The organism is Mesorhizobium sp. M1A.F.Ca.IN.022.06.1.1 (genome assembly GCF_003952605.1).
Lineage (GTDB): Bacteria > Pseudomonadota > Alphaproteobacteria > Rhizobiales > Rhizobiaceae > Mesorhizobium.
Map to the genome: position 1 here is coordinate 497,604 of NZ_CP034455.1, position 25,879 is coordinate 523,482.

General features: G+C 64.7%; 26 protein-coding genes. 14 read left to right on the plus strand and 12 right to left on the minus strand.

Annotated elements, in window-relative coordinates:
• Window positions 1–4 precede the first annotated feature (4 nt).
• Window positions 5–964, minus strand: coding sequence for a LysR family transcriptional regulator (locus tag EJ078_RS02445; RefSeq protein WP_208721063.1), 960 nt, complete (start codon window positions 962–964; stop codon window positions 5–7).
• A gap of 105 nt (window positions 965–1,069) precedes the next feature.
• Here EJ078_RS02445 and EJ078_RS02450 point away from each other — a divergent pair, with 105 nt between their 5' ends.
• The 4 genes from EJ078_RS02450 to EJ078_RS02465 all read left to right on the plus strand — a co-directional run bounded on the left by EJ078_RS02450 (window position 1,070) and on the right by EJ078_RS02465 (window position 4,346).
• On the plus strand, window positions 1,070–1,552 hold the full coding sequence (locus EJ078_RS02450; RefSeq protein ID WP_127216666.1) for a cupin domain-containing protein: 483 nt from the start codon (window positions 1,070–1,072) through the stop codon (window positions 1,550–1,552).
• A gap of 131 nt (window positions 1,553–1,683) precedes the next feature.
• Window positions 1,684–3,081 carry a class II fumarate hydratase gene (fumC, locus tag EJ078_RS02455; RefSeq protein WP_127216667.1) on the plus strand — a complete coding sequence of 466 codons (1,398 nt, stop codon included), beginning with the start codon at window positions 1,684–1,686 and terminating at the stop codon, window positions 3,079–3,081.
• Window positions 3,082–3,372: 291 nt separating this feature from the next.
• Window positions 3,373–3,795 (plus strand): DoxX family protein, encoded by a 423-nt coding sequence (locus EJ078_RS02460; RefSeq protein ID WP_127216668.1) that lies wholly within the window; start codon window positions 3,373–3,375, stop codon window positions 3,793–3,795.
• A 128-nt stretch (window positions 3,796–3,923) separates the two neighbouring features.
• Window positions 3,924–4,346 (plus strand): DoxX family protein, encoded by a 423-nt coding sequence (locus tag EJ078_RS02465; RefSeq protein WP_127216669.1) that lies wholly within the window; start codon window positions 3,924–3,926, stop codon window positions 4,344–4,346.
• Window positions 4,347–4,350: 4 nt separating this feature from the next.
• On the opposite strand, the gene ppx is transcribed toward EJ078_RS02465, so the two are convergent.
• Window positions 4,351–5,886, minus strand: a complete 1,536-nt coding sequence (gene ppx / locus EJ078_RS02470) for an exopolyphosphatase (protein WP_127847224.1) — start codon at window positions 5,884–5,886, stop codon at window positions 4,351–4,353.
• Window positions 5,883–8,078, minus strand: coding sequence for an RNA degradosome polyphosphate kinase (locus EJ078_RS02475; RefSeq protein ID WP_127217251.1), 2,196 nt, complete (start codon window positions 8,076–8,078; stop codon window positions 5,883–5,885). The genes ppx and EJ078_RS02475 overlap by 4 nt, the downstream gene beginning before the upstream one ends.
• A gap of 240 nt (window positions 8,079–8,318) precedes the next feature.
• Here EJ078_RS02475 and EJ078_RS02480 point away from each other — a divergent pair, with 240 nt between their 5' ends.
• The gene (locus tag EJ078_RS02480; protein ID WP_066997164.1) at window positions 8,319–8,564 is read left to right on the plus strand and encodes a zinc-finger domain-containing protein; all 246 of its coding nucleotides are present in this window, start codon (window positions 8,319–8,321) and stop codon (window positions 8,562–8,564) included.
• Window positions 8,565–8,590: 26 nt separating this feature from the next.
• Window positions 8,591–9,820 carry an FAD-dependent monooxygenase gene (locus EJ078_RS02485; RefSeq protein ID WP_127403282.1) on the plus strand — a complete coding sequence of 410 codons (1,230 nt, stop codon included), beginning with the start codon at window positions 8,591–8,593 and terminating at the stop codon, window positions 9,818–9,820.
• 148 nt (window positions 9,821–9,968) lie between these two features.
• Here EJ078_RS02485 and EJ078_RS02490 read toward each other — a convergent pair whose 3' ends face one another.
• The 5 genes from EJ078_RS02490 to EJ078_RS02510 all read right to left on the minus strand — a co-directional run bounded on the left by EJ078_RS02490 (window position 9,969) and on the right by EJ078_RS02510 (window position 14,535).
• Window positions 9,969–10,772 carry an amino acid ABC transporter ATP-binding protein gene (locus EJ078_RS02490; protein ID WP_066997155.1) on the minus strand — a complete coding sequence of 268 codons (804 nt, stop codon included), beginning with the start codon at window positions 10,770–10,772 and terminating at the stop codon, window positions 9,969–9,971.
• A gap of 15 nt (window positions 10,773–10,787) precedes the next feature.
• On the minus strand, window positions 10,788–11,945 hold the full coding sequence (locus EJ078_RS02495) for an amino acid ABC transporter permease (RefSeq protein WP_066997152.1): 1,158 nt from the start codon (window positions 11,943–11,945) through the stop codon (window positions 10,788–10,790).
• Between the two features lie 4 nt (window positions 11,946–11,949).
• On the minus strand, window positions 11,950–13,137 hold the full coding sequence (locus tag EJ078_RS02500; RefSeq protein WP_127241988.1) for an amino acid ABC transporter permease: 1,188 nt from the start codon (window positions 13,135–13,137) through the stop codon (window positions 11,950–11,952).
• Between the two features lie 62 nt (window positions 13,138–13,199).
• Window positions 13,200–14,228 (minus strand): amino acid ABC transporter substrate-binding protein, encoded by a 1,029-nt coding sequence (locus EJ078_RS02505; protein WP_066997146.1) that lies wholly within the window; start codon window positions 14,226–14,228, stop codon window positions 13,200–13,202.
• A gap of 169 nt (window positions 14,229–14,397) precedes the next feature.
• Entirely contained in the window at window positions 14,398–14,535 is a 138-nt protein-coding gene (locus tag EJ078_RS02510; protein WP_164757251.1) for a hypothetical protein, read from the minus strand.
• 293 nt (window positions 14,536–14,828) lie between these two features.
• Here EJ078_RS02510 and EJ078_RS02515 point away from each other — a divergent pair, with 293 nt between their 5' ends.
• The 5 genes from EJ078_RS02515 to EJ078_RS02535 all read left to right on the plus strand — a co-directional run bounded on the left by EJ078_RS02515 (window position 14,829) and on the right by EJ078_RS02535 (window position 19,172).
• Window positions 14,829–15,998, plus strand: a complete 1,170-nt coding sequence (locus EJ078_RS02515; RefSeq protein ID WP_127216114.1) for a cystathionine beta-lyase — start codon at window positions 14,829–14,831, stop codon at window positions 15,996–15,998.
• 236 nt (window positions 15,999–16,234) lie between these two features.
• A complete protein-coding gene (locus EJ078_RS02520; protein WP_208721064.1) occupies window positions 16,235–17,320 on the plus strand; it encodes an HPP family protein in 1,086 nt (361 codons plus the stop codon).
• Window positions 17,321–17,414: 94 nt separating this feature from the next.
• Window positions 17,415–18,110: an RNA polymerase sigma factor gene (locus EJ078_RS02525; protein ID WP_095824661.1), complete on the plus strand. Its 696-nt coding sequence runs from the start codon at window positions 17,415–17,417 to the stop codon at window positions 18,108–18,110.
• 226 nt (window positions 18,111–18,336) lie between these two features.
• The gene (locus tag EJ078_RS02530) at window positions 18,337–18,861 is read left to right on the plus strand and encodes a DUF4142 domain-containing protein (protein ID WP_066997196.1); all 525 of its coding nucleotides are present in this window, start codon (window positions 18,337–18,339) and stop codon (window positions 18,859–18,861) included.
• A complete protein-coding gene (locus EJ078_RS02535; protein ID WP_127216116.1) occupies window positions 18,858–19,172 on the plus strand; it encodes a cupredoxin family copper-binding protein in 315 nt (104 codons plus the stop codon). Before EJ078_RS02530 ends, EJ078_RS02535 begins: the two co-directional genes overlap by 4 nt.
• Here EJ078_RS02535 and EJ078_RS02540 read toward each other — a convergent pair.
• Window positions 19,169–20,026 carry a crotonase/enoyl-CoA hydratase family protein gene (locus tag EJ078_RS02540; protein WP_127216117.1) on the minus strand — a complete coding sequence of 286 codons (858 nt, stop codon included), beginning with the start codon at window positions 20,024–20,026 and terminating at the stop codon, window positions 19,169–19,171. The genes EJ078_RS02535 and EJ078_RS02540 overlap by 4 nt on opposite strands.
• Before the next feature lie 140 nt (window positions 20,027–20,166).
• Between EJ078_RS02540 and EJ078_RS02545 the strand changes: the two genes are divergently transcribed.
• Window positions 20,167–20,748, plus strand: coding sequence for a TetR/AcrR family transcriptional regulator (locus tag EJ078_RS02545; RefSeq protein ID WP_127216118.1), 582 nt, complete (start codon window positions 20,167–20,169; stop codon window positions 20,746–20,748).
• A 52-nt stretch (window positions 20,749–20,800) separates the two neighbouring features.
• On the opposite strand, the gene EJ078_RS02550 is transcribed toward EJ078_RS02545, so the two are convergent.
• The 3 genes from EJ078_RS02550 to EJ078_RS02560 all read right to left on the minus strand — a co-directional run bounded on the left by EJ078_RS02550 (window position 20,801) and on the right by EJ078_RS02560 (window position 24,318).
• Entirely contained in the window at window positions 20,801–21,694 is an 894-nt protein-coding gene (locus EJ078_RS02550) for a LysR family transcriptional regulator (RefSeq protein WP_245459071.1), read from the minus strand.
• 99 nt (window positions 21,695–21,793) lie between these two features.
• Window positions 21,794–22,912 (minus strand): branched-chain amino acid ABC transporter substrate-binding protein, encoded by a 1,119-nt coding sequence (locus tag EJ078_RS02555; RefSeq protein WP_127214692.1) that lies wholly within the window; start codon window positions 22,910–22,912, stop codon window positions 21,794–21,796.
• Window positions 22,913–22,995: 83 nt separating this feature from the next.
• Window positions 22,996–24,318 carry an aminotransferase class I/II-fold pyridoxal phosphate-dependent enzyme gene (locus tag EJ078_RS02560; RefSeq protein ID WP_127214690.1) on the minus strand — a complete coding sequence of 441 codons (1,323 nt, stop codon included), beginning with the start codon at window positions 24,316–24,318 and terminating at the stop codon, window positions 22,996–22,998.
• Between the two features lie 224 nt (window positions 24,319–24,542).
• Here EJ078_RS02560 and EJ078_RS02565 point away from each other — a divergent pair, with 224 nt between their 5' ends.
• Window positions 24,543–25,403 (plus strand): xanthine dehydrogenase family protein subunit M, encoded by an 861-nt coding sequence (locus EJ078_RS02565; RefSeq protein WP_067324793.1) that lies wholly within the window; start codon window positions 24,543–24,545, stop codon window positions 25,401–25,403.
• Entirely contained in the window at window positions 25,403–25,879 is a 477-nt protein-coding gene (locus EJ078_RS02570) for a (2Fe-2S)-binding protein (protein ID WP_066997187.1), read from the plus strand. Before EJ078_RS02565 ends, EJ078_RS02570 begins: the two co-directional genes overlap by 1 nt.

A 25,879-nucleotide genomic window follows, 5' to 3' on the forward strand; every position in this document is an offset into this window, starting at 1 on the left:
GAGTCTACTCCCCGACCTCATCCTCCAGGTTGCGGAAGCCGAGCGCCTCGACTTCCACCAGGATCTGCTCGCGGATCCAGCGATGCGGCGCCTCGTCGTCATGGCGGGCGTGCCAGTACATCCTGACCGCCGGCGAGGGAATCGAGATTGGCGCCCCGTAGATGCCGAGCGGCAAGGATTTCGCCGCCACCGCCGCGAACTGCATTGGAACGGCCGCCAGATAGGGTCCGCTCGCCACGGCCAGCGCGACCGCCTGGAAATGCGGCAAGGCAAGCGTGACCCGGCGCGTCCGGCCCATCTTCCCCAGCGCGTCATCGGTGAAGCCCGACATCGAGCCGTCGATGGAGCGCAGCGCGTGCGGCAGCTCGCAGAAGAGATCGAGCGGCACCTGCTCGCCTTCGGCGATGCCGGCCCGATTGAGCGCTGCATTGCCCTTCGCCGCGATGACGGCGAAGGGCGAGCCGAACAGCGGTACGCTGGAAACCCATTCGGCGACTTCCAGGGGACGCTCCAGCGCCACGTCGATTTGGTCCTCCTGCAACAGTTTCGAGACGTCGCCGATGGCGCTGTCGAGGAAGCGGAACGACACTGATGGCGCCACCGCCGCGATGCGCGCGGCAAAGGGCGGCATCAGGAGCATGGAAAAGAAATCCGCGCCCATGAAGGTGAAGGTCCGCTCCAGCCTGGCCGGATCGAAGTCCTTCGCCGGCTGGAAAGCACGCTCGATCTCGCGCAGCGCGGCACGCACAGGCCCGGCCAGGCTTTCGGCGCGTGGCGTCGGCACCATGTCGTTGCCGCGCCGCACGAAGAGCTGGTCGTTGAGCGTATGCCGCAGGCGGTTGAGCGCGGCACTCACCGGAGGCTGGCTGAGGCCGATCTGCTCGCCGGCGCGCGTCACGCTTTTCTCGCGCAAAAGCGCGTCGAGCACCCTCACCAGGTTGAGATCGAGCGCGTTCAAATTCATCGCATCAATTCAGTCCATATGATCATTCGATTTCCATCTCCCACGCGTCGCTGGTTAGTTCGCCGTCGACGCCGCTTCGCCGGCCCAACACAAAGCAGAGACACTATGACAATGATCAACCGGACCATCGCAGGCAAGGAACTCCTTTGGTTCAACAACACGCTCGTCGCCATCCAGGTCTCTTCGGCCGACGGAGAGGACGGCATCTGCGTCATCGAGCATCGCCTGCCCTATGGCGATTCCCCGCCGCTGCATATGCACCGCAACGAAGACGAGGTATTTCACATCCTCGAAGGACAAATGCGTTTCCAGATCAACGGCCATGAGCGGGTCGTGGGCGCGGGCGAAACCGTCATCGCGCCGAAGGGCCTACCGCATACATACAGGGTCGAATCTCCGCAAGGCGCGCATACGCTCACCGTCACGAGCGGCTCGGATTTCGAGACGATGGTGCGCCTGGCGAGCCGCCCCGCCGAACGGCCGGACCTGCCGCAGCCGGGGGCGCCGACGCCCGAGATGATGGCGACGCTGACGAGACTCTGCGCCGAGAACGGCATCGACATTGTTGGACCGCCGATGGAGGGCTGATCTGGCCCACAAGGGGGGAGATCGGCAACCCCCTTCAACCAATTTGCATCTTCCTCGCCCGCAATCTCCGCTTGAAGGGTTTTGTGCAACGCGATACGCCCTTGCGCAAATCGACAGACCGGAGATTTCCCGTGAGCGCTGAGAAGACCAGAACCGAAACCGATACATTCGGTCCCATCGAGGTCGCGGCCGACCGCTACTGGGGCGCGCAGGCGCAGCGTTCGCTCGGCAATTTCAAGATCGGTTGGGAAAAGCAGCCGGCCTCGATCGTGCGCGCGCTGGGCATCGTCAAGCGCGCCGCGGCCGAAGTGAACATGGAGCTGAAACGGCTGGATCCAGCCATCGGCAAGGCAATCGTGGACGCCGCGCAGGAAGTGATCGACGGCAAGCTCGACGACCATTTCCCGCTCGTGGTCTGGCAGACCGGTTCGGGCACGCAGTCCAACATGAATGCCAATGAAGTGATCTCCAACCGGGCCATCGAGATGCTCGGCGGCGTGATGGGCTCCAAGAAGCCCGTGCACCCGAATGACCACGTCAATATGAGCCAGTCGTCGAACGACACCTATCCGACGGCCATGCATGTCGCCTGCGCTGAGCGGGTCGCGCATCACCTGATCCCGGCGCTACACCATTTGCACAAAGCGCTCGACGCCAAGGCCCGCGCCTTCAACCACATCATCAAGATCGGCCGCACCCACACGCAGGACGCCACACCCCTTACGCTCGGCCAGGAATTCTCCGGCTACGCCGCGCAGGTCGCGTCGTCGATCAAGCGCATCGAGCAGACGCTGCCCGGCCTGCAGGAACTGGCGCAGGGCGGCACCGCGGTCGGCACCGGGCTCAACGCGCCGGTTGGCTTTGCGGAAAAGGTGGCGGACCGGATCGCTGCCATCACCGGCATCGCCTTCGTGACGGCGCCGAACAAGTTCGAGGCGCTCGCAGCACACGATTCCATGGTGTTCTCGCACGGCGCGATCAACGCGGCGGCGGCGGCGCTCTTCAAGATCGCCAACGACATCCGCCTGCTCGGTTCAGGCCCGCGCTCGGGCCTCGGCGAGCTGTCGCTGCCGGAGAACGAGCCGGGCTCGTCGATCATGCCGGGCAAGGTCAACCCGACGCAGTGCGAGGCGCTGACGCAGGTCTGCGTGCAGGTGTTCGGCAACAATGCCGCGCTAACCTTCGCCGGCAGCCAGGGCCATTTCGAGCTCAACGTCTACAACCCGCTGATGGCCTATAATTTCCTGCAGTCGGTGCAGCTGCTTGCCGACGCTTCCGTATCCTTCACCGACAATTGCGTCGTCGGCATCGAGGCGCGGGAAGACAACATCAAGGCGGCGCTGGAGCGCTCGCTGATGCTGGTGACGGCGCTCGCCCCCACCATCGGCTACGACAACGCCGCCAAGATTGCCAAGACCGCGCACAAGAACGGCACCACGCTGCGCGAGGAAGCTCTCGCCACCGGGCTGGTCAGCGAGGCCGACTACGACCGGCTGGTGCGGCCCGAGGACATGACGCATCCGGGGTAGTTCTCGCGGCGCGGACAGGCCAAAGGGGTCGTCGTACCAGGGCGAAGACGACCCGATCGGGCGTTTCGGCTAGTCCCCGAGGTCTGCGACTGCAACCCCAACCGATAGTTTGGCTATTTTGCGGGGGCACAATTTACTCGTTAATCCCAATCCGCCGACACGATTTTCGCGCGCGTCCGCCGGTCACCGAAACATACTGCCTGTGAACAATGTGTCGCCGCATCGGCGGCTTTGGTGAACAGTCTTCATCGTCTATCTCACTGGGCATTCAACCCGTTCGGAGACTCGCCAATGTCCATCAACACTTCCGCCGCCGGTACCAGCATCGCGTCCAACAGTTCCACCACCATCCTGCTCGGCCGTATCCTGCTCGCCGTCATCTTCCTGCTTTCCGGCTTCGGCAAGCTTACCGCCATTTCCGGCACCGCCGGCTATTTCGGCGCCCTCGGCCTGCCGCTTCCGACCGTGACGGCCGTCGTGGTCGGCCTCATCGAGCTGCTCGGCGGCCTTGCCATTCTCGTCGGGTTCCAGACGCGGATCGCCGCCTGGTTGCTCGCCATCTTCACGATCGCTACCGGCCTGGTTGCTCACACCGGCTGGGCCGACCAGATGCAGATGATCCAGTTTCTAAAGAACCTCGCCATCACCGGCGGCTTCATCCTGCTCGCCTCCTCCGGCGCCGGCGCCTATTCGATCGACGCCAAGCGCGGCTGATCTCCTTCCCCTCCCAAGCTGAAATTGGCGGCGCGGAATTTTTCGCGCCGCTTTTTCGTTTTTCGATTGCAGGCGTACACTGCACCGAGAGCCGGTGCATTCCCGGATACCGGCAAGGGAGGTGGGCCATGAACCGCAACGCGTTGCTTCTCGCCTCGCGGCTCCTGCTTGCCGCGCTGTTCGTGCCCTCGGGCTTCCAGGTGCTGACCAACTTATCCGGCACGATCGATTACTTCACCGGCCTCGGCCTGCCGCTACCGACCCTGGCGGCCTGGGGCACCGGCCTGTTCGAGCTGATCGCCGGACTTTTGATCCTTGTCGGTTTTCAGACGCGGATCGCGGCGCTGCTGCTTGCCGCCTTCACTATCGTCGCCGGCTTCATCGGCCATTTCGGCCAGGGCGGCGAGGATGCGACCCTCACCTTCATGCACCATCAGATGCTGATGAAGGACATTGCCATTGCCGGGGGCTTCCTGGCGCTCGCCATGGCCGGCGCCGGCGCATGGTCGGCCGACGGCCGCCCTTTTGGCGTCGGTGCCGAGATCACCTGATCCGTCACTTGACGGAAATGCTCGGCCCGCCCTCGACCGCCAGCACCAGCCGGCGGTTGGTGATGCGCGCCAGCTGCGCCAGCCGCCCGGCAGGTCGTTCGCCATAGAGGTCGGCAAGCGACGCCGGCAGCACCAGCGCAAGCGCACCGTTGCCGCGGCTTTCCCATTTCAGCCGCGGCATGACCCCGGGCATCGCCGCCGTCAGCAGATAGACGACGCGCATCATCGCCGCCAGCGCACGGGCGCGCTCGAGCATGCGCGGCGGCGCCAGGGTCTTGATCTCGGGCGCGATCGCATCGTTGAAGATGCCGTCATGGCGATAGGCGTTGGTCAGGGCCAGATAGGCGCGGCCAGGATGGTCGACGCCGATAAAGGACGCATGCGCGATGATGTTGAGCGACTGCCGGCCGCGATATTCGGGATGCGCCCGCCAGCCGATATCGGCAAGCAGGCAGGCGGCGTGGCGGTAGCGCGCCTCATCCACCGTCTCGTCGATGCCAAAGGCCTTGAAAGCCTTGTCCGTCCATTCGACGAGGTCATGCGCGTGATGGACCGAGCGCGAGCGCAGCAGCGCCAGTTCCTCCGCCGCGGAGATCAGCGGATCGGCCTTCTGCTCGGCGGCGTCGAGCAGCGAATAGAGGAAGCCTTCGCGCACGCCCTGCGCCGAGACGACGATCTTCGAGGGCTGCATTGCCGCCATGATTTCCTGCAGCACGACCGCACCGTAAGGCAGCAGCGAGCGGCGGTTCTTGGAGACGCCTTCGATGCCCTTAACCTTTTCGACCTCGCCCTTGGCCACCTGCCTAAGGAAGTTCAGGGCGCTGTCGGCGGCGATCTCGTAATGATGCATGACGCCGAGCGGGTAGTTGGTCATCTCCATATGCAGCCGGGCGAGGTTTCGCCAGGTTCCGCCGACGGCGTAGAACACCCTGCCCTGCCCACCCTTCAAAAGCCTCGCCCGCGCCAGCTCCTGGCGCGCGATCTTCTGCGCCTGGACGAGAGAGTTCTTCGCCATGTCCTGCAGGCGCAGGCCGCCGAGCGGCAGCGTGATACCGTCGCCGATCGCCTCGCCATTGATGTCGACGAGTTCCAGGCTGCCGCCGCCAAGGTCGCCGGCGATGCCGTTGGCCGGATAGAAGCCGGAAATGATGCCAAGCGCCGAATAATGCGCTTCCTGGCGGCCGGAAAGCACGCGGATCTCGGTCTTCAGCACATCCTCGGCGCGGTGGATGAAGTCCGGGCCGTTGACCGCCTCGCGCGCGGCCGCGGTCGCCAGCACATAGATGTGCTCGGCGCCGGCTTGATCGGAAAGCGCGCGAAAACGGCGGAACTCCTCCATCGAGCGCGTCACCGCCTCGGGATCGAGCTTGCCCGTCGAAACGATGCCGCGGCCGAGGCCGGCCAGCATCTTTTCGTTGAACAGCATCGTCGGCGAGCGGGCCAGCCCTTCATAGACGACGAGGCGGATCGAGTTCGATCCGATGTCGATGATCGACAGCGGCCGCCGGTCCTGGAGCCGGCCCTGGGAGACTGAAATCACGCGGCGGCGTTCTTCTTGCGGCGCTTGAACTGTGCAATGCGCCTTGGCGCATGCGATTTCAGCGCGTCACCCCGTCCGGAAAGACTCGGATTGGTCATGAAATATTCCTGCGCGTTGAACGGTTCCTCGCCCTCCTCGAGCGCAGCGCGCCGGGAGGTGCCATCAGCCAATACGTCGAAACTTTGCTGATTGTCCATGATGTTGCCGAGCATGATCTGGCCAAGCACTTGTTCATGCACAGTCGGATTGGTGATCGGCACCAGGGTCTCGACGCGGCGGTCGAGATTGCGCGGCATGATATCGGCCGAGGAGATGTAGACGATCGCTTCGTCGGACGGCAGACCGTGGCCGTTGCCGAAGCAGTAGATGCGGCTGTGCTCGAGGAAGCGGCCGACAATCGACTTCACCCTGATGTTCTCGGAAAGACCCGGCACCTGCGGCCTCAGGCAGCAGATGCCGCGCACGACGAGATCGATCTCGACGCCGGCGCGGCTGGCGTTATAGAGAGCGTCGATGACGGTCGGATCGACGAGCGCGTTCATCTTCATCCAGATACGGGCCGGCCTGCCCTCGAGCGCATGGGCGATCTCCTCGGCGATGTGCCTCAGGATGCGGTCGCGCAGCGTGAACGGCGACACCGCAAGACGCATCTCCTCGGCAGGCTCGGCGTAGCCGGTGATGAAGTTGAAGATCTGCGCGACATCGCGCGCGATCGTCGGGTCGGTGGTGAAGAAGGACAGGTCGGTGTAGATGCGGGCGGTGACCGGATGGTAGTTGCCGGTGCCGAGATGCACGTAATTGCGCAGCCGGCCGTCCTCGCGGCGGACCACCAGCGACATCTTGGCGTGGGTCTTCAACTCCAGGAAGCCGAACACGACCTGGACGCCGGCGCGCTCGAGGTCGCGCGCCCAGCGGATATTGGCCTCTTCATCGAAGCGCGCCTTGAGCTCGACGAGCGCCGTCACCGACTTGCCGGCCTCCGCCGCGTCGATCAACGCCCGCACGATCGGGCTGTCGTTCGAGGTGCGGTAGAGCGTCTGCTTGATGGCGACGACTTCCGGATCGGCCGCCGCCTGGCGCAGGAACTGCACCACGACGTCGAAGGATTCGTAGGGGTGGTGGACGATGATGTCCTTCTCGCGGATGGCGGCCAGGCAGTCGCCGCCATGCTCGCGGATGCGCTCGGGAAAGCGCGGGTTATAGGGCGTGAATTTGAGGTCGTCGGGCGGGATGGCGACGATCTCGGAGATCTGGTTGAGCGCCAGCGGCCCGGTGAGCACGCTGATGCGGCTCGACGACACTCCGAGCTCGCCGGCGACGAAGTCGCGCAACTCGGCCGGCATCAGCGTGTCGAATTCGATGCGGATGACGGAGCCGCGGCGGCGGCGCTTCAGCGCCGTCTCGAACAGGCGAACGAGGTCTTCCGATTCCTCCTCCACCTCGATATCGCTGTCGCGGATGATGCGGAACGTGCCCGAGCCCTTAACCTCATATCCAGGGAAGAGCTTGCCGATATAGAGGCCGACCGCTTCTTCCAGCGGGATGAAGCGGACATGATGCTTGCGGTCGGGCAGACGGATGAAACGCCGCAGCGCCACCGGCAAGCGCAAGAGCGCGCTCATCTCCTCGCCGTTCTTGCGGTGGCGCAGCTGCAGCGCCATCGAGAAACCGAGATTGGGGATGAACGGAAACGGGTGCGCCGGGTCGATCGACAGCGGCGTCAGCACCGGGAAAACCTGATCCTGGAAATGCTCCTCCAGCCACGCCTTCTCGTCCTTGGTCAGGCCATCGCGGGGGATGCTTTCGATGCCTTCCTTGTTGAGCAGCTCCATCAGGGCCGACAGGCTCTTCTGCTGGTCTTCCTGCAGGCGCTCGACCTCGCGCAGCAATTGCTCCAACTGCTGCTCAGGCGTGCGGCCGTCCGGGCTCTTCAACGCGATGCCCTCGCGCACCTGACCGGCGAGGCCGGCGACGCGCACCATGAAGAACTCGTCGAGATTTGCGGCCGAGATCGACAGGAAGCGGACGCGCTCGAGCAGCGGGTGATGCTCGTTCAGCGATTCCTCGAGCACCCGGCGGTTGAACTGCAGCCAGGAAAACTCGCGGTTGACGAAACGGTCTGGATTGCCGCCGTCCGGGCTCGCCGCCTCGACGGTGATGAACTCGCTCTGCACCGGCTTCAGTTCGTTCATGGTTCCTGCTCTTGGCCACAACGTCGTTCTTTGAGCGCCATACGCCGCCGGACGCGCTATGCACGCTCTAACACGCTTTTATGACGCATGATGTCACGGAATCGCTTCGTTTCCGGCCTCATGCGCTTAACCGGCTCAACTTATCCTCTGCCAGCCTTTTGCGACAGTTTCATTTCATCGATCTTGCAAACCGGCCGGTTATGATCCAGATGCAAACGGGCCGAACTGAAGGAGACGACGATGGCAGGCGGTACCATTCCCCATTTCCAGAACGACGCGGGCCATCCGGCGATCGATATCGGCGTCAAGGAATTCATGTGCACCGGCGCCAACCCGCCTTTCGACCACCCGCATGTATTCCTCGACATGGGCGACGACAATGAAAAGGTCTGCCCTTACTGCTCGACGCTCTACCGCTATTCGCCGAAGCTGAAGGCGACGGAAACCGAGCCTGCCGGCTGCCTCTATATCGACCAGGCCGCCTGATCGCGGATCTGGGTGACCGCTAGACCATGGAGGAGGCGCGGTCCCGGCAGGTCGTCATCGCCGGGGCCGGTATCGCCGGACTGACAGCAGCTCTTGCCTTTGCCGAACACGGCCATGCCGTCACGGTGCTGGAACAGGCCAGCCAGCTCGAAGCGGTGGGCGCGGGCATCCAGCTTTCCCCCAACGCCACCCGTATGCTCAGTCGGCTCGGCGCGCTCGACCGGTTGCGGCTGAGCGCGATCCGCCCGGAAGCGGTGGTGCTGAAGGGCGCTGCCACCTTGCGCGAACTGGCGCGCGTGCCGCTCGGCCAGGCCGGCGAAGAGCGTTGGGGCGCGCCCTATCTGGTGGCGCACCGCGCCGACCTGCAGGCGGCGCTGACGGCGCGGATGGCGGAGCATCCTGAAATCCAACTCGTCACCGGCGCGCGGGTAACGGACGTCGCTGTTCACCCGCAAGACATCGCCGTCGCCGCCGAAACGGATGGCGGCAGCATCGAGGCCGCCGGCGGCCTGCTGATCGGCGCGGACGGCGTCTGGTCGTCGGTTCGCAGGCTGCTTGCGGGTCGAGAGCCGGCCTTCGGGAAGAACCGCTTCTCGGGCGAGCTGGCCTGGCGCGCAACGGTTGCAGCGACAAGCGCCGCCGGCCAGGCTTTTGCAGCAATCGCCGCCGGCGACTGCATCACCGCCTTCCTCCATCCCGGCTTCCATATGGTCGCGTATCCGGTGAGCAAGGGCAGCGCCTTCAACCTGGCCGCCTTCACCAAGGGCGAGCGCATCGCCGAAGGCTGGTCCGGCCATGCGGACCCCGCCATCCTCGCCAGCGCCATGCGCGGTACGTCGCCGGCGCTGGCAAGGCTTGCCGGGCTTGCCGGGCCATGGACGGCGTTTCCGATCCACACCGTCGAGCAACGTCGCTGGACGATGCCGCAGGGCGTAGCCCTGATCGGAGACGCGGCGCACGCCATGACCCCGTTCGCGGCGCAGGGCGCGGCGATGGCGATCGAGGATGCCGCGATGCTCGCCGATCTGGTCGCCGAATTCGACGGCGATCCGCGGCAGAGCCTCACCACATGGGAAAATCTCAGGCGGCCGCGCATCGAGAAGGTGCTCAGACGCGGCGCACTCAACCGCATGGCCTGGCACGCATGGGGCCCGGTTGCGATCGCGCGCAACCTGGTGCTGGCGACGCGCCCGGCGGAGAAGCTCGCGGGAGATTTGGACTGGCTCTATGGCTGGGAGGAGCGGAACAGGCGGTGAGGCGTTCGCTGCAGCGGTGTCCTGCACGACCGCCAATGCTACCGCGCCTCGACAACTATGGAAGGCGAGACCGGCAGCGCGCTTCACCAACCGGTCGCTCAAAAGCCCGGCCGTTGGCGGCCGGGCTTCTCGAATTGGCGTCAGAAGCTCAGTGCAGGATCTGCGACAGGAACAGTTTCGTGCGCTCATGGCGCGGATTATCGAAGAACTCGGCCGGCGTGTTCTGCTCGACGATCTGGCCCTGATCCATGAAGATCACCCGGTTGGCGACCTTGCGGGCAAAGCCCATCTCGTGGGTGACGCACAGCATGGTCATGCCTTCTTCGGCAAGGCCAACCATCGTCTCCAGCACTTCCTTGATCATTTCCGGGTCGAGCGCCGAGGTCGGCTCGTCGAAAAGCATGATGCGCGGGTTCATGCAGAGCGAGCGGGCGATCGCCACGCGCTGCTGCTGGCCGCCGGAGAGCTGTCCAGGATATTTGTTGGCCTGCTCCGGGATCTTGACGCGCTTCAGGAAATGCATGGCGATTTCCTCGGCCTGCTTCTTTGGCGTCTTGCGCACCCAGATTGGCGCCAGCGTGCAGTTCTCCAGGATTGTCAGATGCGGGAACAGGTTGAAGTGCTGGAACACCATGCCGACCTCGCGGCGCACCTCGTCGATCTTCTTCAGATCGTTGGTGAGTTCCTTGCCGTCGACGATGATCTTGCCCTTCTGGTGCTCTTCCAAGCGGTTGATGCAGCGGATCATGGTCGACTTGCCGGAGCCGGACGGACCGCAGATGACGATGCGCTCGCCGCGCATCACCTTGAGGTTGATGTCCTTCAGCACATGGAACTCGCCATACCATTTGTGCATGCCGACGATGTCGATGGCGACATCTGTCGTCGAGATGTGCATCTTCTTGGCATCGACCTTGAGGTCTTCCGCGCTGACGGCGTTTTCGGTGGCCATGGCCAATTCCCCTTTTTATCGTTTGTAGCCGGTGTCCAGCCGGCGCTCGGTATACATTGAATAGCGCGACATGCCGAAGCAGAACAGCCAGAACACGAAGGCGGCGAAGATCAAGCCGGACTTCGGGGTCTGCGGCGTCGCCCAGTTGGGATCGGAGAAATTCTGCTTCACCACGCCGAGCAGGTCGAACATCGAGATGATGAGCACCAGGCTGGTGTCCTTGAACATGCCGATGAAGGTATTGACGATGCCGGGAATGACCAGCTTCAGCGCCTGCGGCAGCACGATCAAGCCCATCTTCTGCCAATAGCCGAGGCCGAGCGAATCGGCGCCCTCATATTGGCCCTTCGGGATCGCCTGGAGGCCGCCGCGCACCACTTCCGCCATATAGGCGGCGGCAAACAGCGACACGCCGATCAGCGCCCTGAGGTACTTGTCGAAGGTAACGCCCTCGGGAAGGAAAAGCGGCAGCATGACGCTGGCGAAGAACAGCACGGTGATCAGCGGAATGCCGCGCACCGTCTCGATGAAGACGACGCAAAGCCATTTGACGATCGGCATCTGGGAGCGACGGCCGAGCGCCAGAGCGATGCCCAGGGGCAGCGACACGGCCATACCAACGAAGGAGAGACTGAGCGTCACCAGCAGCCCACCCCAGCGCGAGGTCTCGACATGCGGCAGGCCGAACACGCCGCCGACCAAAAGGAAGTGGGCGACGACCGGCAGCACGAGGAAGAGCAGGATGGCGTTCAGCCCCTTGCGCGGCACGCGCGGGATCAGCATAGGCACCAGCAACACCACGAACAGGATGGCGACCAGGATAGGCCGCCAGCGTTCCTCGATGTGATAGGTGCCGAACATGAACTGGCCGAACTTGGCGTTGACGAAAGCCCAGCAGGCGCCGGTCCAGCCGTCGGGCTGGATGCCGCCTTGCGAGACGGTGGCGCAGACCGTGCGGTCCGGCCCGGTCCACACTGCGTTTATGAAGGCCCAGTTGATGACCTGCGGCAGGATCCAGGCGACTATGGCGATGCCGAGGATGGTCAGGATAGTGTCGCCAACCGAGGCGGTCAGGTTCTTGCGCACCCAGGCATAGGCGCCGCGCTCGCCAGGAGGCGCCGGCTGCGCCAGCGTCATCTCGGTGCGCACCCAGGACATGTCGTGTTCCTGCATGGCTCTACCTCTCCACCAGCGCCATTCTGGCGTTCACCACGTTCATCACCGCAGAGGTGACGAGGCTCAGCACCAGATAAGCGATCATCATGAGGAACACGCCCTCGACCGCCTGGCCGGTCTGGTTGAGCACCGTGCCGGCGGTGGCCGTCAGATCGGGGTAGCCGATGGCGATCGCCAGCGAAGAGTTCTTGGTGAGGTTCAGATACTGGCTGGTAAGCGGCGGGATGACGATGCGCATCGCCTGCGGGATCACCACCAGGCGCAGGATCGGCCCGGAACGCAGGCCGAGTGCAGCCGCCGCTTCGCTCTGGCCTTTGCTGACGCCCTTGATGCCGGCGCGCACGATCTCGGCGATGAAGGCGGCCGTGTAGAAGGAAAGCGCCAGCAGGAGCGACAGGAACTCAGGCTTGATCTGAAATCCGCCCGTCAAATTGAAGGTCGACTGCTTCGGGAAGTCGAAGGTAAGCGGCATGCCGGCGAGCAGGAAGGCGAGCACAGGCAGTCCGACGATCAGGCCGACCGAGGTCCAGAACACCGGGAATTGCTGGCCGGTGGCCATCTGCCGCTGGCGCGCCCGGTGCGCGACAAACCATGCCATGGCCAGCGCTACGACAAATGCAACCAGGATCAGCCAGGAGCCGTCGCCCCAGATGCCGCGCGGAAAATAGAAGCCGCGCTGGTTGAGGAAGGAGCCGAACGGCAGGTGATAGCTCTCGCGCGGCGGCGGCAGCACCGCGAGCACGCCCGAATACCAGAAGAAGATGACCAGCAGCGGCGGGATATTGCGGAAGATCTCGACATAGACCGTGCAGATCTTACGGATCAGCCAATTTTGCGATAGCCGGCCGATGCCAATGATGAAGCCGACTATGGTGGCCAGGACAATGCCGGCGGCGGCAACGATGATTGTGTTGAGCAGGCCGACGATGAGCGCACGGCCATAGGTTGCGTCCGACGTATAGGCAATCGGCGTGTCGGAGATATCGAAACCGGCCCTGTTCCTGAGGAACTGGAAGCCTGAGGCGATGTGAAGGCGCTGGAGGTTCTCGATGACGTTGTTGACGATCCACCAGATCGAGACGAACAGAAGAATTACGACCAGCGTCTGAAAGAACAGGGCGCGTATTTTCGGGTCATTGATGAAGGAGCCGCGACCCGGCTCCTGCCGAAGGATTTCCTGCGAAGCCATAGACGATCCCCTGAAAAGAGAAACCGGGAGGCAGACGACCTGCCTCCCGGATCACATTTCAATCAGCGAACCGGCGGACCATATTGCAGGCCGCCCTTCGTCCACAGAGCGTTGATGCCGCGCGCGATCTTGAGCGGGCTGCCCGAGCCGACATTGCGCTCGAACATTTCGCCGTAGTTGCCGACCGCCTTGATGATGTTGACAACCCAGTCGTTGGAGAGGCCGAGATCGGCGCCGTACTTGCCATCGGGCTCAGTGCCAAGGAGGCGCTGGATGTTCGGATCGGTCGACGACTTCATCTCCTCGACATTGGCCTGCGTGATGCCGGCTTCCTCGGCATTGAGCAGCGCAAAATACGTCCACCGCGCGATATGGGCCCATTGATCGTCGCCCTGGCGCACGGCCGGACCGAGCGGTTCCTTGGAGATGATCTCGGGCAGCACGACGTGGTCGGCGGGCGAGGAGAGCGTCAGGCGGATGCCGTAAAGGCCGGACTGGTCGGTGGTGTAGGCGTCGCAGCGGCCGGAATCATAGGCGGCGTTGACCTCTTCCAGCTTCTCGAACACGACGGGGTTGTACTCCATCTTGTTCTTCTTGAAGTAGTCGGCGAGGTTGAGCTCCGTGGTGGTGCCGCTCTGCACGCAGACCGCGGCGCCCGAAAGCTGCAGCGCGGAGTTCACACCCGGCAGCTTCTTGGCGTTGATCATGAAGCCCTGGCCGTCATAATAGGTGACGCCGACAAAATCGAGGCCGAGCGCGCTGTCGCGGTTGCTCGTCCAGGTGGTGTTGCGCGAGAGGATATCGATCTCGCCCGACTGCAGGGCGGTGAAACGCTCCTTGGCGCTGAGCGGCGTGAACTTGACCTTGGAGCCGTCACCGAAGACGGCGGCCGCGACGGCGCGGCAGAAATCCGCATCGATGCCCTTCCAGTCGCCCTTGTCGTCCGGCGCCGAGAAGCCGGCGAGGCCGGTCGAGACGCCGCACTGGATGAAGCCCTTCTGCTTGACGGTGTCGAGCGTGCCGGCCGAAGCGGCGGACGCCATGAGCCCGAGCGCGGCGGCGCCAAGCATGCCCAATGCAATGTGTTTCATGACCCACAGACCCTTTTCTGTTACAGGCGCCCCTAATTGCAGGCGACGCTTGATCTTTTTTCGTTTGTGAATGCAGCTCCCACTTGGGCCCGCTCCCGGACCCGCATCGTTTCGCCGATGCACTGCCTCCCATTCACGAAACGCATCGAAGGCGATTATTCCTGTGAGGTCAAGGGAAATGACCGAATTGCGACACGTTTGAAAACCGATTGCCGCAAATCACCGAATTGCAGCCAAAAGCGCCCGCAAATTGGCCAAGAGCTGCAGCCGGGACCGGCAAGTCCGGCGCCATCGAAATTTTGGCCATTACCTGAACTCCCGCCTCTTACTACTTGTTGGCGGCAATGGAAGGACTGGCGTGATTCGTAGCGAAGAAAGGCGCGCCAGGCTGCCTCCGGCGCATCGTCGCCGGAAGCCTGCAAAGAGCACGAAAGATGAGCCGGCGACCTCTCATTTGGCCCAGCCAAACACCATCGCTTGGCGGGTTCGCAGCGGTTGCGCGACCAGTTCCATCGCTCTATGGCTGAGCCCCTGACACACTGCGACGAGCGACGAACTATGGGCGACGAGCGACGAACTATGGGCAACGAGCGACGAACTATGGCGACAGACGGCAGCAACATCGGCATCAACACGCGGCTTGCCCATTCCGGCAATAACCCGCGCGACTATTTCGGCTTCGTCAATCCGCCGGTCGTGCATGCCTCGACGGTGCTTTACCCCGACGCCGCCTCGATGGCCTCGCGCAGCCAGAAATACACCTACGGGACGCGCGGCACGCCGACGATGGATGCGCTCACGCTCGCCGTCGATGCGCTGGAAGGGTCGGCCGGCACGATCGCCGTGCCGTCGGGACTGGCTGCGGTGACGATTCCCCTGCTCACCTTCGTCTCGGCCGGCGATCATGTTTTGATCGTCGATTCGGTCTATCACCCGACGCGGAATTTCGCCGATACGATGCTGAAGCGGCTCGGCATCGAAGTCGAATATTACGATCCGCGCATCGGCGCCGGAATTGCATCGCTGATCAAGCCCAACACCAAGGTGGTGTTCACCGAGTCGCCGGGATCGAATACCTATGAGGTGCAGGACATTCCGGCGATCGCCAAGGCGGCGCATGCGGCAAACGCCATCGTCATGATGGACAACACCTGGGCGACGCCGCTCTACTTCAAGCCGCTCGACCACGGCGTCGACATCTCGATCCATGCGGCAACCAAATACCCAGCCGGCCATTCGGACGTCCTGCTCGGCCTGGTCTCGGCCAATGAGGCTTGCTGGAACCAGCTCTATGACGGGTTCTGCACGCTGGGCTGCTGTTCGGGCCCGGACGACATCTACCAGACGCTGCGCGGCCTGCGCACCATGGGGGTGAGGCTGGAGCAGCACCAGAAGAGCGCGCTCGAAATCGCGCGCTGGCTGGAGGAGCAGCCGGGCGTGGCGCAGGTGCTGCATCCGGCGCTGCCGAGCCATCCCGACCATGCGCTCTGGAAGCGCGATTTCTGCGGCTCGAGCGGCGTCTTTTCGATCGTTCTCAATGGCGGCGGACAGAAGACGCAGCACGCCTTCCTCGACGCGCTGACCATCTTCGGCCTCGGCTACTCCTGGGGCGGCTATGAGAGCCTTGCGGTGCCGGTTTTCCTCGGCGACCGCACCATCGCCAAGGGCTCCTATGCCGGGCCGCTGATCCGCCTGCAGATCGGGCTGGAAGACGTCGAGGACCTCAAGGCCGACATCCAGCGCGGCCTCGCCGCCGCGGCCGAGGCCTGAGCGACGGTGCTAAATGTTGTTGCCAAACTGAATCCGCGGACGGCCGTAAAGCCTTGGCGCGATTGAGAAAGCCGAGGCCGCTGGCGGCATCTCGCAGGCGATCCGCGCTGCAATAATATTCTCTCCAGTCGCGAATATACGGATTGGTTTGGCTTCCAAATCCGTGGCTTCGGCGGCATTTCGGGCAGCGCAAATTCCACCATTCGACAGTTCAAGCCATTCGACCTGGGGCTGCCATGGCGTTCCGCCTCTTCGTTCCGATCCTTGCCGGCGCGACGCTGCGCGAGCGGCTGCTTGCCTGCATCGGCGCGACCATCGGCATCGCGCTGACCGGCGTGATCAGCGGGCTCGCCATGGGCAACGGACAGCATGTGGCGATGCTGGTGGCGCCGATGGGCGCGTCCGCCGTGCTGCTCTTTGCCGTTCCGTCGAGCCCGTTGGCGCAGCCCTGGTCGATCATCGGCGGCAACACGATCTCCGCGCTGGTCGGCGTGACGGTGGCGCATTTCGTGCACAACCCGGTGATCGCCTCCGGGCTGGCGGTGGCGCTGGCGATCGCAGCCATGTCTTTCACGCGCTCGCTGCATCCGCCGGGCGGTGCGGCAGCCCTCACCGGCGTGCTTGGCGGGCCGGCCGTGATCAGCGCCGGCTTCCTGTTTACCTTCGTGCCGGTAGCGCTGAACTCGATCATATTGGTGACGCTCGGTTTCCTGTTCCACAAGCTGTCGCGGCGCAACTATCCGCATGTGCCTCAGCCTGCCGCCAACAGCCACGGCACAGCCGACCGGCCGCCGGCGGAGCGCGTCGGCTTCAGGCCCGAGGATGTCGATGCCGCCCTGGCGGCACTCGACGAGACCTTCGACATCGACCGTGACGACATCGAAAGGCTGCTGCGCCAGGTCGAGCTGCAGGCGATGGTGCGCGCGCATCGGACGCTGCTCTGCCGGGACATCATGTCCCGCGACGTGATCTCGATGTCGGAGAACGCCACCGCCGACGAGGCGCGCAAGCAGCTTCTCGACCACAATATCCGCACCCTGCCGGTGGTCGACGCCGAGGCGAGGCTGGTCGGCGCCGTCGGCCTGCGCGAACTGACGCAAGCGACCGACACCGTGAAGGGCGTGATGTCGAAGGCCGGCACGGCCTCGCCCGAGACGCCGGCTATGAGCCTGCTGCCGTCGACGATCACCACCGCATGGCTGCGCCCGTCGGTCAGCAGCGCCGGACGGGATATTCTCGGACTCATCACCCAGACCGATCTGCTTGCCGCCGCCGCCCGCGCGCAGGCTGCAGACAGGCCGCCGCTGAAAGCTGTAGCATAGCGCGCGACTGGATCGGGAAAATCCGGGAACCTTTTGCCGGCAGGCGCGTCCAATTGCCCGGATGCAACGCCTGTTGGGAGATCGGGGCGCGATGATGAAGTCAGCAAGTCAGGCCGCCGCGGTTTCGGCGGCGGAGGCCGGCGAGATGGCGTTGGTGCACCGGGCCCTGGCACGGGACCCGGGCGCCTTTCGCTTGATCATCAAGACGCACAACCAGCGGCTCTACCGCATCGCGCGCGGCGTGGTACGCAACGACGCCGAGGCCGAGGACATCGTGCAGGAAGCCTATATGCGCGCCTTCGCCAGCCTCGACAGCTTCCGCGGCGATGCCTCGCTCTCGACCTGGCTGTCGCGCATCGTCATCAACGAGGCGCTCGGCCGGCTGCGCAAGAGAAAACGCATCGTGGCAATGCCTGAAAACCCTGACGCGCAGATCATCCGGTTTCCGTTGAATTCAAATGACCTGAACCCTGGCGACGATCCGGAGCGGACAATGGCGCAGCGGCAGATCCTCGGGCTTGTCGAGCGGGCGACCGACAGCCTTCCCGATGTCTATCGCACGGTCTTCGTCGCCCGCGTCATCGAGGGATTGAGCATCGAGGAAACCGCCGACCTGCTCGGCATCAGGCCGGAAACGGTGAAGACAAGGCTGCACCGGGCGCGTGCCTTGGTGCGCAAGGCGCTGGACGACGAGATCGGCCCGGTGCTGCTCGACGCTTTTCCTTTCGCCGGCCGGCGCTGCGAACGGCTCACGCAGGCGGTGATGAAGAGGCTGGGGTTCGAGGCCTGAGGCGCGTTCAGATTTTGCGAAGCCCGCGTTGAGGATAGGCATCGCCGCCATCGCCTCGTCATCCTGGGCGTAGCAGGAGCAAAGCGACGCGCGCAGACCCTAAGATGACGAAGTGATGAGTATGTGTCCCGCGACTTTTCCCGGGAACGTTTCGCCCTCTCCCGCATCCAATGGCCGTCAACTGAGAATGAAGCCCGGTGCCTCTGTGCCGGGCGAAGGAGATGCCATGTTTATCCGACCGACCGCAGCCCTCGCAGCCTTCCTCCTCGTCAGCGCAGCGCCGCTGGCTGGAGCCGCCGAGAAGCCGACCGACCCGCAGATCGCCCATATCGCCTATACAGCCGGCGTGCTCGACATCGAGGCGGCGAAGCTGGCGATCCAGAAGTCGAAAACCAAGGAGGTCGTCGACTTTGCCAAGGATATGGAGCGCGACCACGAGGCGGTGAACAAGCAGGCTCTCGACCTGGTGAAGAAGCTGAAGGTGAAGCCGGAAGACAATGCCACCAGCCAGGCGCTGACCAAGGCGGCGAAGGAAGAGCGCGCCAAGCTGGCGAAGCTCGAGGGCACTGCCTTCGACAAGGCCTATATCGAGAACGAGGTCGCGTATCACAAGCAGGTCAACGGCGCGCTCGAAACCCTGCTCATTCCTTCGGCCAGCAATGCCGAGTTGAAGAGCCTGCTCGAGACGGGGCTGAAAATCTTCCAGGGACATGAGCAGCATGCCGAGCATGTCGCCGGCACGTTGAAATGAGGGCGGGCGCGTTATCGCTGCTCGGCTCGCTGACGCTGGCGCTTGTCGCGCCGCCGGCGCTCGCCGCCACCATCGAGGTGACCATCGACAGGCTGGTCTACTCGCCGGCGAGCGTCGAGGCCAAGGTCGGCGACACGATCGAGTGGGTGAACAAGGACGTCATCGCCCACACCGCGACATTGAAGGGCGGCTGGGAGGTGATGATCCCGCCGAAATCGAAAGGCAGGATCACGCTCAAGCAAGCGGGAGCGGTCGACTATTTCTGCCGCTTCCATCCCAACATGAAGGGGCACCTCAACGTGGCGCCCTAGTCCGCCGCGGGATCGCGCCGAAGCGAGGCGCGCCGTGCCTCGCTGAGCCGGGTGACGTGCGTCCATGAGCCGTCATAGATGGGCTGGCGCCGCTCGATCCAGGCGCTGAGCCCTTCGCCGAGGTCGGCGGTCGGGGCCATGCGGGCGAACTGCTCGGCCTCGACCAGCAGGCCCTCGGCGATGCTAAGGCTGATGCCGCGCGCCACCGCGGTGAGAATGCCAGCCACCGCCGCCTGCGAATGGCGGATGATGCGGTTCGCAAGATCGAGCGCGGCCGGCATCAGCTCCTCATGCGGCACGACTTTGTTGACCAGCCCGAGTTCCAGCGCCCGCGCGGGCGAGAAAGGCTCGCCGGTAAGCAGCAGTTCGAGCGCGCGTTTGCGCCCGGCAAGCCTCGGCAGGCGCTGCGTGCCGCCGAAGGTCGGCGGCATGGCGAGTTTTATTTCCGGCTTGGCGAACAGGGCGCGGTCGCTGGCGACCGCCAGCGGCACCGCCTCGGTGATCTCGCAGCCACCGCCGAAGGCAAGGCCGTTGACGGCGGCGATGACCGGCTTGCGGAACGCTTCCAGCCGCGCCGTCAGCCGCTGGCCGCGCATGACGAAATCGCGCAGCGCGACATCCGTGCCTTCGGCCACACTCAACGCGAATTCGTGGATGTCGCCGCCGGCCGAGAAGGCGCGCTCCCCTGCCCCGGTGAGGATCACGGCACGCACGGCATCGTCGGTCTCTATCCTGTCGAGGATCGCCAGCAGGCGGTCGATAAGGCCGTAATTTAGGGCATTGAGCTTTTCGGGGCGATTGAGCGTCAGCACCGCGACGCGGTCGCGGATGTCGCAAAGCACGGGCTCGGTCATAGTGTTCTCCTTAGCCGTTCGTTTTCTCCGCAATTCCGAACGGAAACCGCTGCGCAGTTTCCTGGAATTGCTCTGTGGAACGGCTGCAAGGGATCAGCTTCCGGCTTGTTTGTATATTCACTAGTCGGTATACTTGACGGATGACCGAGAAGCCCAATCCAACCAGGAAACGCCTCGTCGACGCGGCTGCAAAACTCTTCTATGCCGAAGGCATCGGCCGGGTCAGCGTTGATGCCGTGGCGGAAAAGGCGGGGCTGACCAAGCGCACGCTCTACTACCACTTCAAGAGCAAGGACGAGCTGATCACGGCCTATCTCGACAGCCGCGACCAGCCGAACCTCAAGCAGATGGCCGGCTGGTTCGAGGCGGCGCAAGGCGGCGCGGACAAGAAGGTCGTGGCGATCTTCACCCATCTGGCGCGCGTGGCGCGGCACGTCAAATGGAAGGGCTGCGGCTTCCTGCGCACGGCCGCCGAACTCGCCGCGATGCCCGGCCATCCGGCGGTGAAGGCGGGCTCGCGCCATAAGAGCAATTTCGAGAAATGGCTGGCGGGCGAGCTTTCTAGCCATGGCGTGCGCGAGCCGAAGATGCTGGCGCGCGAGATCGTGCTTCTGATGGACGGCGCCTTTTCCAGCATGCTGATCCATCACAATCCCGACTACATCACCGCCGCCGGCCACGCCGCCGCGACGCTGGTGCGGGCGCGGATGGCAGCGGCGTAGACCTCGCCCGGCGTCCTGACCCCGTGGACCGCGACGGGCGAGTCCGGCGGCCTCAGCCGCGCGCTGCCCCCTCCTCTGCCAGCAGCCAGTCGATCATGGCGGCGGCGGGCGCGGGCGGACGGTCGGGCGCCAAGATCGAGAGAGCGCGGCCGGTCGGCACGCGCAACTCGGGAAACGGCGCCACCAGCGAGCCGGCGGCGAGAGCGCGCGACACGAGCGCCTCATGCCCCATCAAAACGCCGGCGCCGTCGACGGCGGCCTGCACAGCCATGCTGTAGAGCGAGAATTCGGAGCCCGTCTCGATCGAAGGGCCTTTCACGCCGGCGACTTCGAACCAAAGGCTCCAATCCTCCGTCCAGGTGGTGTCCCAGAGCAGGAGCTGCGAGGAAAGTTCGGCCGGCGTCTTCAATTGCCTGGCCAGCGCCGGCGCGCAGACAGGAAAGATGACGTCGTCGCAGAGCTTGAAGGATCGGCCGGCGCCCGACCTGGTGAGGAAAATAGCGAGGTCGAAAGGCTCGCGCCGGAAGTCCGGCGGCTCTTCCAGCGCATGGATGGAGGGGCGCAGCGCCGGATGCGCCGCGCGCAAGGCCGGCAGCCGCGGCGCCAGCCAGAGCTGCGCGATCGAAGGCAATGCCGCGACGCTGACCTGCGGCCGGGGCGCCGAGATGCGCAATTCCTGCACGGCGAGCCCCAGGGCGTCGAAGGCGGTGGAAAACGAGGGCAGCGCCGAACGCCCAGCATCGGTGAGGTGCAGTCCTTGCGCGTGACGCACGAATAGCGGAGAGCCTAGCCAAGCCTCCAGCGCCTTCACCTGATGCGAGACGGCGGCGGGGGTCACGCCGAGTTCGTCCGCCGCCTTGGCAAAGCTTTCATGGCGTGCCGCCGCCTCGAAGGCCCTGAGGGCGTTGAGCGGCGGCATGCGCGGTCGCGGCGGATTGACGGCCATCTGCAGCTTTCCCAATGCCGCGCCGCCTGCCATGACGGCGCGGCAATGCTTCGAGCGAAAGAACGGCGACCGCCTGCGCTCGCCTCCAGGACCTCAAGTCTATTTGAGGGCCACCGGAACGAGCTTGCCGTCGACCTTCCGCCACTCAAATACGACGAAGCCCGGCTGCTTGATATCCCCTTTGTCGTCATAGGAGATGGTGCCAAGCACGGTCGGGATGGGCGCTCCCGAATGGAGATAGTCGGACGCCGCCTTCGGGTCGTCGACCTTGGCCTTGGCGATCGCCTCGGCGAGGATCTGGGTGGCGGCATAGGCATAGAGCGTGACGGCTTCAGTGGGCACGTTCTTCGCCTTCAGGTCGGCGACCGCGTCTTTGGCTTCGGGAAAGCTCGCCGGATCGGGGAAGGACGTCATCAGCGTGCCGGCCGCGCCATCGCCGCCGATGGCGCCGAACTCGCTGTTGGATATGCCGTCGCCGCCCATCAGGACCGTCTTGACGCCCTGGTCGTGCATCTGGCGCACGATGAGGCCGGCCTCTGTGTGCTGGCCGCCATAATAGACAAGGTCGGCGCCCGACTCCTTGATCTTGGCGACAAGCGCGCTGTAGTCCTTCTCGCCCGGGTTGATCTCCTCGCGCAGCACCTCCTTGCCGCCGCCGGAATTGTAGGCCTTGGCCATCTCGTCGGCGAGGCCCTTGCCGGCCGTTGACTTGTCGTCGACGATCGCGACCTTCTTGCCGGCAAAACGCTCGAGCACGAATTTCGCGGCGATGATGCCCTGCTGGTCGTCGCGGCCGCAGGCCCGGAACGCGTCCCATAGGCCTCGCTCAGTCACCATCGGGTTGGTGGCCGTGGGCGTGACGAAGAGCACGCCGTTTTCTGCATAAATCTCCGAGGCCGGAATGGTGACACCGGAATTGTAGTGGCCGACGACATAGTGCACGCCGTCGGCGACGAACTTGTTGGCGACCGACACGCCCTGCTTGGGGTCGGAGACATCGTCGCCAACCGAGACGCTGAGCTTTTGACCGAGCACGCCGCCATTGGCGTTTATGCGCTGGATCGCCGTCTCGACGCCGACGCGGTACTGCTCGCCATAGGCGGCGTTCGGCCCCGACATCGGGCCGGCGACGCCCAGCACGATATCCGCCCTGGCGACGCCGGCGGCGGCGGCCATCAGGGCAGCAGTCATCAATCGCAGAATCATGCGCATGGTCATTCCCCTTTGTTGAAGAAGGCGGGCTTCTCGCCCGCGGCCCTTGCTTTTGACGAAGCGGGCTCCCTGCCCGCGGGTTCAGGCGCTCAGCTGACGAAATGCAGCTTCGTGAACCGGCGCCGGAATGCACTCACATCCGCCGCGACATCCTCCACGGCATCGTTGCCACGCAGTCCCCTGGCGATGAGGGCGGCAAGCTCGGGCATGTCCTTCTCCGTCATGCCCCAGCGCACGATCTCGGGCGTGCCGAAGCGCAGGCCGTTCATGTCGCCATCGACCGCCGTGACCGGCAGGCCGATGCCGCAGGTGAGGATGTTTGCACGCCTCAGCCGCTTCGCCGCCGCCTGGCCGCCGCCGAACTCCGCCGCTTCGATGGCGAACTGGTGCGAGGCGGTGTGCCCCTTGGCGGTCGAGAACACCGGCAGGCCGCGCTCAGCCAGCGCGCTTGCCAGCGCCTTGGCGGTGCCGGCCATGGCGGCGGCATAGGCCCGGCCATGCGCCTTCCAGTCGAGCATGGTGATGGCCAGGGCGGCGGCCTTGGCGGCATCGAAATTGGCGGTCATGCCGGGAAAGGCGATGCGGTCGAGCTTTTCGGCGATCTCGGCGTCGTTGGTGACGATCAGGCCCGAAGGCGGGCCGCCGAGGCTCTTATAGGTGCTCATCGTCATCAGATGGGCGCCCTCCTCCAGCGGCTGCTGCCAGGCCTGTCCGGCGATCATGCCGCAGAGATGCGCGGCATCGAACAGCACCAGCGCACCGACCTCGTCGGCGATCGCCCTGATTTCCTGGATGGGATGCGGCAGCAGATTGAGGCTGCTGCCGATGGTGATCATCTTCGGCCTGATCTTAAGGGCAAGCGCGCGCAGCCTCTCGATATCGACCGTGTAGCCGCCGGCATCGACGGGCGCGGCATGAATCTCCAGCCCGTACAGGCCGGCGCAGCCCGCCATATGGTGCGTGACATGGCCGCCGATGGCCGGCGGCGGCGCGATGATGGCGTCACCCGGCCGCGCCGCGACCATGAAAGCATAGAGGTTGGCGATGGCGCCGGAAGGGACGCGGATTTCGGCGTATTTCGCGCCGAAGACTTGCGCCGCCAGCTCGGCGGCGATGACCTCGATGCGTTCGACGCCCTCCAGCCCCATCTCGTATTTGTCGCCAGGATAGCCGAGCGACGGACGCGAGCCGAGCCGGGCGGCAAGCGCGGCCTCCGCCTTCGGGTTCATCACATTGGTCGCCGGATTGAGGTTGATGCAGTCGGCCTCGTGGATTCGCCGGTTGAGCGCGATGCCGCCCTCTATCGCGGCGAGCACGGCGTCGTTCCCCTGCCCGCTTGTGGCCGTCGCCAGCGCCTGGATAAAATCCTCGCAGTGCGTGGGAACCCAGGGCCTGCGGGCAAGAGCGGTCATCGAAGCCTCCCTGTTGCCGGATGCGATGTCCGGCTCGTCAGGGCATGGTGGAGGCTTGGCCGGCCGAGCGCAAACGAGTAGTTCTAGCGGCTAGGCTTACAAAATTTAGGGGTAGGAATTAGGGCAATGCGCCTGACTTAGGTGGTGCAATGCAGGAAGCGGATGGTCATTATAAGGAGAGTCTTTATAACGGTCGATCTGATCATGACCACCAAGGGGAGACGATGCGCTACATACGTCCGCAATCAATAGAAGAGGCCGCCGGCCTGTTGGCCAGCGCGGCCGGCCCGGCCGCGATCCTTGCCGGAGGCAGCGACCTTCTGGTGAGGATGAAGGGCGGCTTCATCGAGCCCGAGCTGATCGTCGACATCAAGGCGATCGCGGGCCTTAGCGAAATCAAGGAAACGGCAGAAGGCTTCAGCATCGGCGCCGCGGTGCCCTGCGCGGTGCTCGGCGAGAACGCGGCGCTGAAGAAGGCCTGGCCGGGCGTCGTCGAGGCGGCCAAGCTGATCGGCTCGAAGCAGGTGCAGGGACGCTGCACAATCGTCGGCAATCTCTGCAACGCCTCGCCCGCCGCCGACAGCGTGCCGGCGTTGGTGGCTGCCGGCGCCGAGGCCGTGGTTGCCGGGCCGAACGGCAGGCGCACGATCCCCGTGGAAGCCGTGCCGACCGGACCGGGCCGTACCTCGCTGGCCAAGGGCGAGATCATCGAGGCGATCCTGCTCGACAAGCGCGCGCCAAATGCGGGCGACGCCTATCAGCGCTTCATTCCGCGCACCGAGATGGACATCGCCGTGGTCAGCGCCGGCGTGAACCTGACGCTCGGCGAGGCGGGCGCGATCAAGTCGGCCCGCGTGGCGCTGGGCGCCGCGGCGCCCACGGTGCTGCTGGTCGAGGAGGCGGCCGAGGTGCTCGTCGGCTCGAAGCTGGATGAGGCGACGCTGGAGCGGCTCGCCAAGATCTGCGCGGGCGCCTGCCGACCGATCGACGACAAGCGCGGCACCATCGAATTCAGACGGAAAGTTGCGGGTGTGCTGGCGAAGCGTGTCGCCACCACCGCCTATGAGCGTGCAGGAGGCAAATGATGGCCGGTGTAGCGGTTTCAACGACAATCAACGGCGACCACGTCGAATATCTTTGCCAGCCGGACGAGACGCTGCTCGACGTGCTGCGCGACCGGCTGGGACTGACCGGCGCCAAGGAAGGCTGCGGGACCGGCGACTGCGGCGCCTGCAGCGTCATCGTCGACAACCGGCTGGTGTGCTCCTGCCTGGTGCTCGGCGCCGAGGCCGAAGGCCGCCAGATCGAGACCATCGAAGGCATGGCGCATGGCGACCAGCTGCATCCGCTGCAGCAGAAATTCCTCGAGCACGCCGCCTTGCAATGCGGCATCTGCACGCCAGGTTTTTTGATTGCGGCGAAGGATCTGCTCGAGAAGAACCCCTCCCCGACCGAGGAGGAAATCCGCTTCGGGCTCGCCGGCAATCTCTGCCGCTGCACCGGCTATGACAAGATCGTGCGCGCCGTCCAGGACGCGGCAAACGTGATGAAGGGAGCCTGA

Excerpts from the sequence above, each read along its gene's own strand:
- EJ078_RS02445 (WP_208721063.1), bottom strand. The coding sequence starts at position 964 with ATGAATTTGAACGCGCTCGATCTCAACCTGGTGAGGGTGCTCGACGCG.
- EJ078_RS02450 (WP_127216666.1), top strand. The coding sequence starts at position 1,070 with ATGACAATGATCAACCGGACCATCGCAGGCAAGGAACTCCTTTGGTTC.
- EJ078_RS02460 (WP_127216668.1), top strand. The coding sequence starts at position 3,373 with ATGTCCATCAACACTTCCGCCGCCGGTACCAGCATCGCGTCCAACAGT.
- EJ078_RS02465 (WP_127216669.1), top strand. The coding sequence starts at position 3,924 with ATGAACCGCAACGCGTTGCTTCTCGCCTCGCGGCTCCTGCTTGCCGCG.
- EJ078_RS02475 (WP_127217251.1), bottom strand. The coding sequence starts at position 8,078 with ATGAACGAACTGAAGCCGGTGCAGAGCGAGTTCATCACCGTCGAGGCG.
- EJ078_RS02480 (WP_066997164.1), top strand. The coding sequence starts at position 8,319 with ATGGCAGGCGGTACCATTCCCCATTTCCAGAACGACGCGGGCCATCCG.
- EJ078_RS02485 (WP_127403282.1), top strand. The coding sequence starts at position 8,591 with ATGGAGGAGGCGCGGTCCCGGCAGGTCGTCATCGCCGGGGCCGGTATC.
- EJ078_RS02490 (WP_066997155.1), bottom strand. The coding sequence starts at position 10,772 with ATGGCCACCGAAAACGCCGTCAGCGCGGAAGACCTCAAGGTCGATGCC.
- EJ078_RS02495 (WP_066997152.1), bottom strand. The coding sequence starts at position 11,945 with ATGCAGGAACACGACATGTCCTGGGTGCGCACCGAGATGACGCTGGCG.
- EJ078_RS02500 (WP_127241988.1), bottom strand. The coding sequence starts at position 13,137 with ATGGCTTCGCAGGAAATCCTTCGGCAGGAGCCGGGTCGCGGCTCCTTC.
- EJ078_RS02505 (WP_066997146.1), bottom strand. The coding sequence starts at position 14,228 with ATGAAACACATTGCATTGGGCATGCTTGGCGCCGCCGCGCTCGGGCTC.
- EJ078_RS02510 (WP_164757251.1), bottom strand. The coding sequence starts at position 14,535 with ATGGCCAAAATTTCGATGGCGCCGGACTTGCCGGTCCCGGCTGCAGCT.
- EJ078_RS02515 (WP_127216114.1), top strand. The coding sequence starts at position 14,829 with ATGGCGACAGACGGCAGCAACATCGGCATCAACACGCGGCTTGCCCAT.
- EJ078_RS02520 (WP_208721064.1), top strand. The coding sequence starts at position 16,235 with ATGGCGTTCCGCCTCTTCGTTCCGATCCTTGCCGGCGCGACGCTGCGC.
- EJ078_RS02525 (WP_095824661.1), top strand. The coding sequence starts at position 17,415 with ATGAAGTCAGCAAGTCAGGCCGCCGCGGTTTCGGCGGCGGAGGCCGGC.
- EJ078_RS02530 (WP_066997196.1), top strand. The coding sequence starts at position 18,337 with ATGTTTATCCGACCGACCGCAGCCCTCGCAGCCTTCCTCCTCGTCAGC.
- EJ078_RS02535 (WP_127216116.1), top strand. The coding sequence starts at position 18,858 with ATGAGGGCGGGCGCGTTATCGCTGCTCGGCTCGCTGACGCTGGCGCTT.
- EJ078_RS02540 (WP_127216117.1), bottom strand. The coding sequence starts at position 20,026 with ATGACCGAGCCCGTGCTTTGCGACATCCGCGACCGCGTCGCGGTGCTG.
- EJ078_RS02545 (WP_127216118.1), top strand. The coding sequence starts at position 20,167 with ATGACCGAGAAGCCCAATCCAACCAGGAAACGCCTCGTCGACGCGGCT.
- EJ078_RS02550 (WP_245459071.1), bottom strand. The coding sequence starts at position 21,694 with ATGGCCGTCAATCCGCCGCGACCGCGCATGCCGCCGCTCAACGCCCTC.
- EJ078_RS02555 (WP_127214692.1), bottom strand. The coding sequence starts at position 22,912 with ATGACCATGCGCATGATTCTGCGATTGATGACTGCTGCCCTGATGGCC.
- EJ078_RS02560 (WP_127214690.1), bottom strand. The coding sequence starts at position 24,318 with ATGACCGCTCTTGCCCGCAGGCCCTGGGTTCCCACGCACTGCGAGGAT.
- EJ078_RS02565 (WP_067324793.1), top strand. The coding sequence starts at position 24,543 with ATGCGCTACATACGTCCGCAATCAATAGAAGAGGCCGCCGGCCTGTTG.
- EJ078_RS02570 (WP_066997187.1), top strand. The coding sequence starts at position 25,403 with ATGGCCGGTGTAGCGGTTTCAACGACAATCAACGGCGACCACGTCGAA.